This is a genomic window from Vibrio sp. 10N.261.52.A1, assembly GCF_002876325.1.
Classification (GTDB): Bacteria; Pseudomonadota; Gammaproteobacteria; order Enterobacterales; family Vibrionaceae; genus Vibrio; species Vibrio chagasii.
This window is the reverse complement of the sequence record NZ_MCYD01000137.1, coordinates 1-9,945: the sequence shown is the minus strand read 5'-3', so window position 1 is coordinate 9,945 and position 9,945 is coordinate 1. Positions and strand designations below refer to the sequence as shown.

The 9,945-nt window shown below is 46.2% G+C and carries 8 protein-coding genes; all 8 read right to left on the bottom strand.

Annotated features, from left to right (window positions below; translation table 11 throughout):
• Positions 1 to 415: 415 nt before the first annotated feature.
• Positions 416 to 1,381 carry a S49 family peptidase gene (locus BCT81_RS01930; protein WP_102423102.1) on the bottom strand — a complete coding sequence of 322 codons (966 nt, stop codon included), beginning with the start codon at positions 1,379 to 1,381 and terminating at the stop codon, positions 416 to 418.
• Positions 1,382 to 1,403: 22 nt separating this feature from the next.
• Positions 1,404 to 2,087, bottom strand: coding sequence for a DUF4400 domain-containing protein (locus BCT81_RS01925; RefSeq protein ID WP_102423101.1), 684 nt, complete (start codon positions 2,085 to 2,087; stop codon positions 1,404 to 1,406).
• Complete coding sequence (locus tag BCT81_RS01920) at positions 2,077 to 2,703, bottom strand: hypothetical protein (protein ID WP_102423100.1); 627 nt, start codon at positions 2,701 to 2,703, stop codon at positions 2,077 to 2,079. The genes BCT81_RS01925 and BCT81_RS01920 overlap by 11 nt, the downstream gene beginning before the upstream one ends.
• A 9-nt stretch (positions 2,704 to 2,712) precedes the next feature.
• Positions 2,713 to 4,626 carry a conjugative transfer system coupling protein TraD gene (gene traD / locus BCT81_RS01915; protein ID WP_157938833.1) on the bottom strand — a complete coding sequence of 638 codons (1,914 nt, stop codon included), beginning with the start codon at positions 4,624 to 4,626 and terminating at the stop codon, positions 2,713 to 2,715.
• On the bottom strand, positions 4,619 to 7,057 hold the full coding sequence (gene mobH / locus BCT81_RS01910) for a MobH family relaxase (RefSeq protein ID WP_102423098.1): 2,439 nt from the start codon (positions 7,055 to 7,057) through the stop codon (positions 4,619 to 4,621). Before mobH ends, traD begins: the two co-directional genes overlap by 8 nt.
• Positions 7,057 to 7,851: a hypothetical protein gene (locus BCT81_RS01905; protein WP_102423097.1), complete on the bottom strand. Its 795-nt coding sequence runs from the start codon at positions 7,849 to 7,851 to the stop codon at positions 7,057 to 7,059. Before BCT81_RS01905 ends, mobH begins: the two co-directional genes overlap by 1 nt.
• Before the next feature lie 11 nt (positions 7,852 to 7,862).
• Entirely contained in the window at positions 7,863 to 8,672 is an 810-nt protein-coding gene (locus BCT81_RS01900) for a hypothetical protein (protein WP_102423096.1), read from the bottom strand.
• Between the two features lie 825 nt (positions 8,673 to 9,497).
• Positions 9,498 to 9,945, bottom strand: a 448-nt coding sequence (locus BCT81_RS29510) for a hypothetical protein (protein ID WP_206747995.1), incomplete at its 5' end; no start/stop codon positions are given.

Below are 9,945 nucleotides of genomic sequence, written 5' to 3'. Positions count from 1 at the left end.
GTTATTTTGTATGTTTTTTTGTTATTACATATCAATAACTTGCACTTCACCTACACACAAGCATATGATTTTGTTGACTGAAATTTTGCTTAGGTTTGAATCACGTCACAATTATTGGTAACGGGTTTTCCGATGAAATCTGTTTACATCCACTCAACAAAAGTGCAATACACGTCACAGTTTGAATTCCCAGTTAACGATTCTCACTAGGGTGAAGACGCATCCGAGATAAGAAATTTCCCATTTACCCTGCCTGTTTTTGTATGACTTTCATTACCATATTATGTTATCGCATACGGGCGACGTGTATTTTTTGCCACCCCTCCACCAGCGACGAACCGACGTTCTTGGACCACCTTGCCAGTAGAAGCGGAGTGTTGGCTGTCTTTCATTGAACAACGAACACTCCAGTTGTCTATCTAAGCTCCATCTCGCTGCCTGAGTCTAACTTCATGGCGGTTTTCGCTAACACCTCGGCCCAGAAATCGGAACTCAGGAGTTTCATCATGCTGAACTTAGGCTTGGTATAGTTCTGTATGTCCGTCACTTGGTACTCATCACGCAGACTTTCACGGATCTCGAAATGCGTTTGAATGTCGTCGGCAAATCCGATTTCAACGGCCTCTGAACCTGTCCAAATGTAGCCAGTGAAGATGTCCGGGTTGTCCGTTTCCAATTTCTCGCCACGACCTTCAATTAACGCCCCTTTGAACTCCTCAAATAATGGCTGGAGGACATGTGACTCTATGTGCTCTGTTGCTTCAGGGTTCTCGGGTAAAAACGGGTCCAGCAAGGCTTTGTTTCTACCCGCTGTGTATGTCCGTCTTTGAACTTGAAGTTGTTGAATGAGTTTGTCGAATCCCCAGGTATCCATTCTGACGCCGACACTGCCGATCAACGAGTTTTTATGGGCATACACTTTGTCTGCCGAGGAGCTGATGTATAAACAAGCCGACGCACACATTTCACCTATTGAAAAATAGACCGGCTTATTGGTGGTTTCTCTCATGGACATTAACGTCCTATGTAATATCTCGGCCTGCACTGGGCTGCCCCCCGGTGAGTTCGCTTCAATCAAAATGGCATGAGCCAATGGATCTTTCATGGCTTTTCTTATGCTTTCTGACAGGATAGTTCCATCAGCTGTCGGACTGCCTCTCTCTACGGCTCCCTCCAGTTGTATGAGCGCTATGTGCGGAACCGGCATGTTGAAATAGTGGCTTCGGTATATGGTTTGACCGACCGCGAACAACACACCAAAAACAATGAAACCGACCTTAATCCGATTTAGGTTGTGAATAGACCGGTATCGCTGCGTAAACTCTTTGAGGTTTTCTCTCAATGACTTTGGTTCTTGATTCTTCTTTTTAAATATCCGCATGTTATTGATTACCTATGTCTGTTTAAAAGCGTTGGAATTCACGCATGATAGTGGTGGTTAACAGGATGCATAAACCGATGAAAAATAGGGGTAAATATCGCCAAAATTCGCCATCAATGATGGGGACTACAAGGAAGACCCATAGTGAAAAGAGAATGATGAATATCATGCGAAAGGCCATGGCCGCTATTTTCACGTTGTGCTGTGTAAAGGCATAGATTCGTTTGCGATATTCGTAGTAAGAATCACTCATGAACGCGAAGATAAGCACCCCGCCTAAAAGAAGCCATTCCATGAGTACGTTCAGTCGAAGTATGCTGCGATACCACCACATCTTTGTGTTATCCACCAGCCGCTCTGATATGCCTGCGATAAAGACCCCGGACCCATTGGTCTTTTCAGGTTTGATATAAAATCTATCAATGACATTGGAGATGCCCGTATCGACCATCGTCGTCTGGTATTGACCGTTTACACGGTCGAACACTATTTCTGATTGCTCTTCGGTCATTGTCGACTGGACAATGGACACTTCATCGATGACGTCGGCTCTAAATTGCTCTGCTGACATACCAAACCAGCAATACAACAAAGAGAAGAACCAGATCATAAACCCCAACCTTACCCACGGGTTTAGTATGGTGACACCATCACCGAGTAGGGCTTTGTTACCTTCGTCGATAAAAGATTGGGTATCATGCGCCATGAGCAGCCTCCAATATCTTTTCAGGTTTGAGTAACAGGTCTAACAAATTCACCGAGCGAGGATCTTCGAAGGCGTAAGGTGCGATACCCATTGTATTGAGTTCAGGACGACCGAAGAGTTGAGGGAGCAGTAACAGGCTCAGTTGGCGACAATGTTTCTCGCTCTCTGAGGTTAGTTTTCTGTCAATGACTTCCATGCAACATACGCGGCTGGACGTAGCAAAGTCTGAAAATGAACAGCGAATCGGGTCCCAGATTAGGTCGCAGCCTGCCTTTGTGTCTTCTGATGTGACCATGACTTTGAACAGTTCTGAGGTTCGGTCAAACACTTTCAGAAAGATGTGCTTGAATGCGATTTCCTTGCCGTGTTTCTCATAGTGCTCATCCCATGTGTCGGCCATCTCTTGCAATACCACGTCAAGTAAGAGTTGTTCTTCTCCTTCATTGAAAGAAGCTGGCACAACGTCACCGAATAACCTCACTACTCGCATTTGAACCTCACCAAGAGATGGCCAAATAAACGCCTGATAATTCAATCGCTCGCTCAACTCTTTATCGATCGTTCGATTCAGATAAACGCTGGCAGTAATTTTTTTGAATTTGGTCGATACTTTCATAATCTTTCCTTAACGTGGCTCTACAGGCAGGCGGAGTAGGGTTTTATTTCCATTTGAAAAGCTGCATATAGCTTGCAAATTGGGTAAGGCCGATACCATGAACGGTGGAAATAAACTGCGCTCTTCTGATGACTCACGTACACCAGAACCTGAATTGAATGAAGAGACGGAATCTTGTGTTGAGGCGCTGTTTGAAATCATCTTTTGATGCTTTCTTAGATCGGCTGCCCCCATCTTTTCTGATACATATTCACGAGTTACTTTGCCTTCACATCGCATGGCGATGGTATTGGCACACAGCTCGGTTACCCTATCGGCGGTCGCTTGCGAGGTTTTTTCTACGATGTCGGGCATGGACTGGGTACTTAAGTACAGTTCGTATTTGGATTGTCGACCGACGGCGAGTAAATTTAGTATTGGATCATTAAGCGCGTTATGGGCTTCATCAACCATAAAGCAAACCTCTGGCTCTTCTCCTGTACCAAAGTTATAACGTTCAGCTGACGATGCCGCTGCAGCTGCCGACACAAGCTTCGATAAGGTGCCTGAAATCACTGGGTCTGTTAAACCGTCTGTGGCGCAGTACAGCACTCCACCTGTGTTTGATAACTCGCGTAAATTGACGACGTTCGGTTGGTTGTCCGATAAATTATTTAAATCAGGGGACAACAATGTATCTAGAGGCGCCGAGCAAAGTTGTTCCAGAATTGCATTCAATGAGCCAGTTTTGGTGCTCACTTCAGATGATTTTTTATGGAAGGCGTCAATGATCCCTGAAAGTTGAGAGCAAGGTTTGTCTTTGGCCATGACATCGGAATAATACATGATCATATTTTCAAGCCAGTCTTGCGAGCCCATGGCCTTGATGCGACCGTTCATTTGGGCTTTCCAGTCCACACCTATTTCTTGACTGAAGTACGTTTCACACGTTTTCTCTACCAGACGAACTAGACCTTCACGCAGGTAGTAATGAAGGGTACGAAGTGTGAGTCGTTCACCGATGTATTCCGCTGCCTGAGTAATTTGGTTTACACGTTCCCAACAGAATTGTTTAAACACTTCCCCAGAAGAGCCGCCCGTTGGAATACATTCAACGACACGGGTTGCCAGTTCCGATGTTCGGTTATAGTTGGCTAGGCAATCAACAACGACAGACTCAGATGGCCGTGCGGGGGCAAAATAGTAGAACTGGTCCCCTTTACCCTGACGCTCCATCTCTGCTTTCAACCCATTTCGCATTTCCGGCGTATTTTTTGGGTCGATGACGATGAGCAAGCATTTTCGCTTTGACCACAGTTTGTTTAATGCGATTAACTTCAACAATGTTGTTTTGCCTGAGCCTGGAACGCCGTAGATGATTGTGTGTGCGCGGCCTACATCATAATGCACAGTCACATCTTTCTCGTTGCCCAAGGCCATGAGGAATGGCTCCCCACCTAATGCTTCGTTCAGATCAGGGTTATAGGGGATAAACTTCCTTAAATATAAAGGCACTTTTTGGTCGCGGCGTGCAGAAGGGAGGGCGTTGATTTTATACATATTGATGGCGTGCTCAGGCCCCCAATTAAAGCCGGTCCCTAAGTACATACGGTCTTTGTATTTCTCTGCCTTCTTTCGAGTGTCTTCCAAAGACTCTATATCCAGTTTGTTTGAACACAATCGAGCCTGCATCTTTAGAATTGGCCATGCTTCAGAAGATCGTTTGGCGGCCATGACAAAGCTGGTGGCCATACCTAACCCTGTCAGCATCACCGTATCGGGAGCCGGTGTCTCAGTGAATAGGTTGTACAATGCTTGATATCCACCAGCGACACTGAAAAAAGCACCCGAAGCCAGCCATGCGCGAGCTTGTTGTATCTCAAACACTTCACGGAAGTAGTCTTGAATATCGTCATACAGGGGTTTTGTCTTTGACTTAAACATCAGAAGCGACTCCATTAGCAATTAAGTTCAATTCTTTGGCGAGGTTTGAATCTAAAATTAACTTCTCTTGCTCGCTGTTAATGGTGAGCTTTCCTGCAAAGAAATCGAGGTTATCCATACGCTCTGGCCTACCATAGTCATTGAAATTTTTAATTTGATCTAAGAACAGTTTTTCGCCCACACCGAACAGTTCTGCGAAGGCTTTGACGCAACTGCTGTCCAACTTGATGTGCTCTGTCGCGTCAATGCCCAATATTTTCCCTGGCTCTATGTCATCTCCGAAGCGGTCAAAAAAAGCCGTCGTATTCATTTCCATGTTGGTCATCTCTACAAGACAGAGAACCCACGTTTTGTGCGCGTAGATCGCATTTCTTGAGCTATAGCTGACAATGGAATCACCATCGGTCTTACCATTGGATAGCGCCCATGCCATCACATAACATAGGGTTCTTAGGTCTTTATCAGACACATTTTTTAAAGCGGAAGCTCTTTGCGGTGCTTTCTGTGTTTGGGACTTACGCCCTTTAGCTGCGGTGGCTAGAGGTTTGGACGACGGTGCCTGAACTGGTTTGTCGTCAGCTGCGTTGATGTTCATGCCATCCCATACACTAGGTGCCGCATTGTTTTCTTCCACCGACTGATTTGTTTCATTTTCGAACACGATTGTTGGCGCACTTGTCTTTGACGGTGAGTTTGCCTTTGTGGTGTTCGTCTTAGTCGCTGCTTTTTTCGTCGCTGCTTTTTTCGTTGCTTGAGGTTTGGGTGCTGGTTTCTGTGCAGGGACGTTGTTTTGAGCAGGAACGTTTTTCTGTGCAGGAACGTTTTTCTGAGCAGGTGTCGCTGTTGCAGGCTTCCCATTGTTGCTCGTGTTGGCCGGTGCTGGTGCATTGATCTGCTGCGGGGTCGTTGTCGGTGATTGATTTTCAGCAGCTTGCATGAGTTCTTCAGGTGGTTTTGGTAGCCCCGGCAAATTCAATGAACGAGCTTTATTACGATTTACTTGGGAGCCTTGTTCTGGGTCCAAGTTATAAAGGGTCTGAAATGGGTTATCTTTTGGCTCGGTATAATCCAAGCTGCCTTTGGCGTCGATTGTTAAGCGTTCGCCCATGCTAGAAAATTCGATGTAACAGTCTTTAAGGTTAGGTGGGCGTAATTCACCTTCGAAGACCAAATCTGGATAACTGATACGAACGATATCAACTTGTCGCATCTTCCCTTGCTTCGCTGTAAATGTGAGCCTCACAAAGTCTGACTCTTCATGCATCGGCTCCACAATACCTAGCTCTTCCATCTCCTGAACCACGATACCAATGTTGGATTCAATTCTGGCTAGGTGACCCGAGTTGCTAGAATTAGCGTTCATGTGGCTGATGATGTCTTGCACGCCATTTCTGTAATCGAGGTATACCTCCCCATCAATGACATACATGCGAGCACCGATTTCATTGACTTTGTTCCAACGGTTTTTTCGTAAATCTCGGATGGCCGAGATAATGCCGTGACTCTTACCGGCTTTACGCTGTCCGATGAGTTTGTGGAATTGGGTTCTACGATCTCGTTCGGCACTGAGCGCATCGGCACGGCGCAATGGTTTCTCGATATACCCTTCCTTACGGGCATAGTTCTGCAGCGCGTCAATGATTGGTCCTGAAAGGTTATCGTTAGATTGATATAACCAGCGCTTTGCTGTGTCACTCAGTACTCTGTCTAATAACAGCACTGACAGCTTTTCATGGTAATGATTAGCACGGCGTGGATTCCAGCTAACGGTATAGCGGTCAATACCGTATCTTTCACTGAATTCGTAAATGGTTTCAATTTGTGGGTTCCAGGTGGTATCCAGCTCTTTCCCCGAAACCCTCATGTCAGAAATGACTTTCCCTGCATCATGCAACAAACCTGTTAACCATGCGGCAAAGCGCCATCGCGGTTCTCGTAGCATCTCTTCATCTTGGAATCCGATAGCCAAAGGTCGAGAGCCCTTCGACATTCTTAAGGTCATTAAGGCAACATCTAATGAATGACGAAGTAGGCCGCCAACTTCATTGTGATGATGGTACTCACTAGCAGGCAGTAGGTGGAAAAATGAAATCACAGAACGGATCGCATGCATGTACGTGTTCATAAAGCATGGAGTCAGGCTTTTATCTGTACCTTCGAGCATGCCTACGGCAAGGAAGGTTTCCTTAATAATGCCTCTATAAGCGAATAAAATGTCCCCCTCCGTTAAGACAGGGACACCATCTGGCGTCGGCGGGTATTTGATCATGCTTGCGACTTCTTTCTGCAAGCGAGTAATCTCCTGCTGCTGCTTCAAAATAGTTTCACTGGCGAACTCCTCATGCAGCTCACCAGTTTTCAAGCGCAATTTCTCTTTTACGATAATTGCACTTTGAGTTAATTTTGATCTGACGCCATCAAACATTCGCATTAAGCTGATTCCTGTAGTGACTCATCGGATTTTTGAGTTATTACGGCTTGAATTTCTTCCGCACTCAGTGGGTCTTCGTCTTCGCCTAATATCTCAGCGCCACCAGCATGAATATCCACCGGTTCTGCTTCTTGCTCAGTTTCAGCTTCATTCAATGGAGACGACACGTTATCTGGCTGCTCATCGGTGACCTCTTCAACCACCTCTACTGGTTTCAACTTTTGATTGATTTGTTGATTAACGCGTTGGTGTGTTGTGCCGCGACCAGTGTCTAGCGAGCGAAGTTGGTTGGTAATACGGAACACGTCGTTAGAGAAGCGCGACATCGTAGAAGCGAGTTTGATTTTCGCGTACTTGTAACGTTCTTCGTCGACATCGCCTACCATCCAAAGTACTTCCATGACCGCCATCGAGTTGTCGAACTTTCGAATGACCTGCAACACACGTTGGAAGACAGGGTGGGTCACATCGATGACGACTTTGTGGTTATCTGGTACTTCGATTTCAGGAAAAGGTACATTGCGATTTTGTTTGCGGTATTTACGCTTCACTGCATCAGCCTGTCTTGCAAACTCACCTTGACCTTCTTCCAAATGTTCAAAGTTGGTTTCAAAGATAGACACTACCGCATCACGGTTTTCATCGTTGTCTTCGGTGGACTCGTACAACGTCGCAATTCGTTGTGTTGCGCCAACCAATTGACCGCCTTTTTGACCTAAGTAGCGGTACATTGTCTCGCTTCGACACACGATTGAAACGGGGATGTGGCGTCGCATTTGCTTAAATTCAGCCATGGTGATTCTCCTTAGAGATTGATGAGTTCTGGGTAATGGTCAGCGATGACCTTTTCTAGCTCGCCTATTTTTCGGTTGTATTCCCTGCTTAGTGGGAGCCCTCTATCTGCAATGAAAATGCTGAGTAATACGCGTCGTTCCTCTCGAAGCGTTTTATAGCGCTCCCTTAATCCGAGGTAACGTCGTGTGGGTGGACTGATAATTTGCTTAAATGTTAGGAACAGCTTTAATTCCCAATCCCTCATGTATTTTTTACATTGTGATTTGGAAAAAGGGTGGGTCAGCACTTTGTAGGGAATCTTGTTCTCTGACTTGTTCTCGTACTTCGTCGCGAACTTAGGAATTTCATAGTATTTCTCTGAATTCGGAATCTTCTTATCGGGATCAAAGTGATACGCCTTCTTTTTTGTTGTTTTGTTTAAGCGGCTCATGTCACGCATTCGAAGTTCAAAACACATCACCTTCTCCCAACCGTCCCTGTCTTTGGTGTAATACTTAGTCCCAATCAATACATGGCCTGTATTGGCGAACGTGCTTCTACGGTGGTAAGAATTGTCTTTGATAATTCTATGGTTCTGTTCGAGCTGAGGTTTTCGGTAATACTTGTCAGCCAAGTCTTCCATTTCGGCTATAAGTTCACCGGCTTCGGCATAGACCGCCTTCAGTTCCATTGCATTACGTTTTAGGTTCTTGGTGATCAAACCCAATTTTAGACCTGCATGGATATCGTCTTTTTTAACTTGAACATCAGCCTCAATGTCCTCAGTAAGAACATCAACTTCGTCTGTTTGAACGTCAAGGACATCCGTCTGTTCATGCATAAACCCTGTCTCCTTCCCAAATGGGGTATTGGTTGATACTGCATGAATTAAATCGACGTTTTTTCAAATAAGGGACGAATTTTCGCTAATAGATTTCAGAATTGGTTTCCGAATAGGGCCGGTATGCGGGTGTTTACGTTGGTATGAACAATGGTTCAATCATGAAAGTCGTATGCACGAATTTGAATTTGTTTAGCCTAACGCTTTGTCTCGCTATGACAGGGAAGGGGACTAGACATGACCAGCGTTCGTGGAATTCAGCTGGTGACCAACGATTCGAGCTCGTGCAGTCGCTCAACTCAATTTCTCTGAATGACATTGGAACTAATGACTTTCCACCAGCTCCTCGGCTGGGACCCCGGCGGATGACCAGCACCCAAGAATTTGTTCCGGCGCAGATGTCGATTCCCATGTCTTGCACTGACACGGGATGATGTGTCCCGGCACCAGCGCCGGTTTATCACCCGAGAACCTGCTGGTCACGAGTATCACCTGGGCCTCACTGGTATGAAAATCATCAAACTCAATGTCATTGCCTAACACTGAATGCAATAAACCTGGCACCAGCTCCTCGGCTGGCCAGTCCCCAGGTGTTCGCTCCGGCGTAGATTCCGATTCCCACATCTTTGAATGACATTTCAGTTGCGAGCCAGCCACCAGCGCTCAGTTTTCTGCTGGTCATCAGGACCTCGACGTTATCTACCTGTTGGACAGGCACTGGGAGATGAACATTTCTGGGCCGAATGTACTCTTAGGCTTTTTAATCAGGCAATGACTACCAATGGTGTCCGTGGCTTAAGACTTGTCTGTATGTATTCAGTAAGCTCAAATAGAAATTAATGGTCGGTAAGTAAACTTCCATCTTAAGCACAACCCCAACATCTTAGCCTGACTGTCGGTATTATGATCAGGCACCAGCGTCGGTTTATCACCCGAGAACCTGCTGGTCACCAGGCGATGCTGGTAGCAAAAACTGAAACTCAATGTCATTGCCTGACACGGGATGTTATGACGCGGCACCAGCGTCGGTCTTTCCCCCGAGAACCTGCTGGTCACAAGTATCTCCGGGGCTCGCTGATAAAAAAACTGAAACTCAATGTCATTGCCTGACACGGGATGCAGTAAACCCGGCACCAGCTCCTCGGCTGGGAACCCGGCGGCTGGCCAGTCCCCAGGTGCTCGCTCCGGCGTGGGTAACGATTCCCATGTCTCGCCCTGACACGGGATGTTATGACGCGGCACCAGCGTCGGTTTATCACCCGAGAACCTGCTG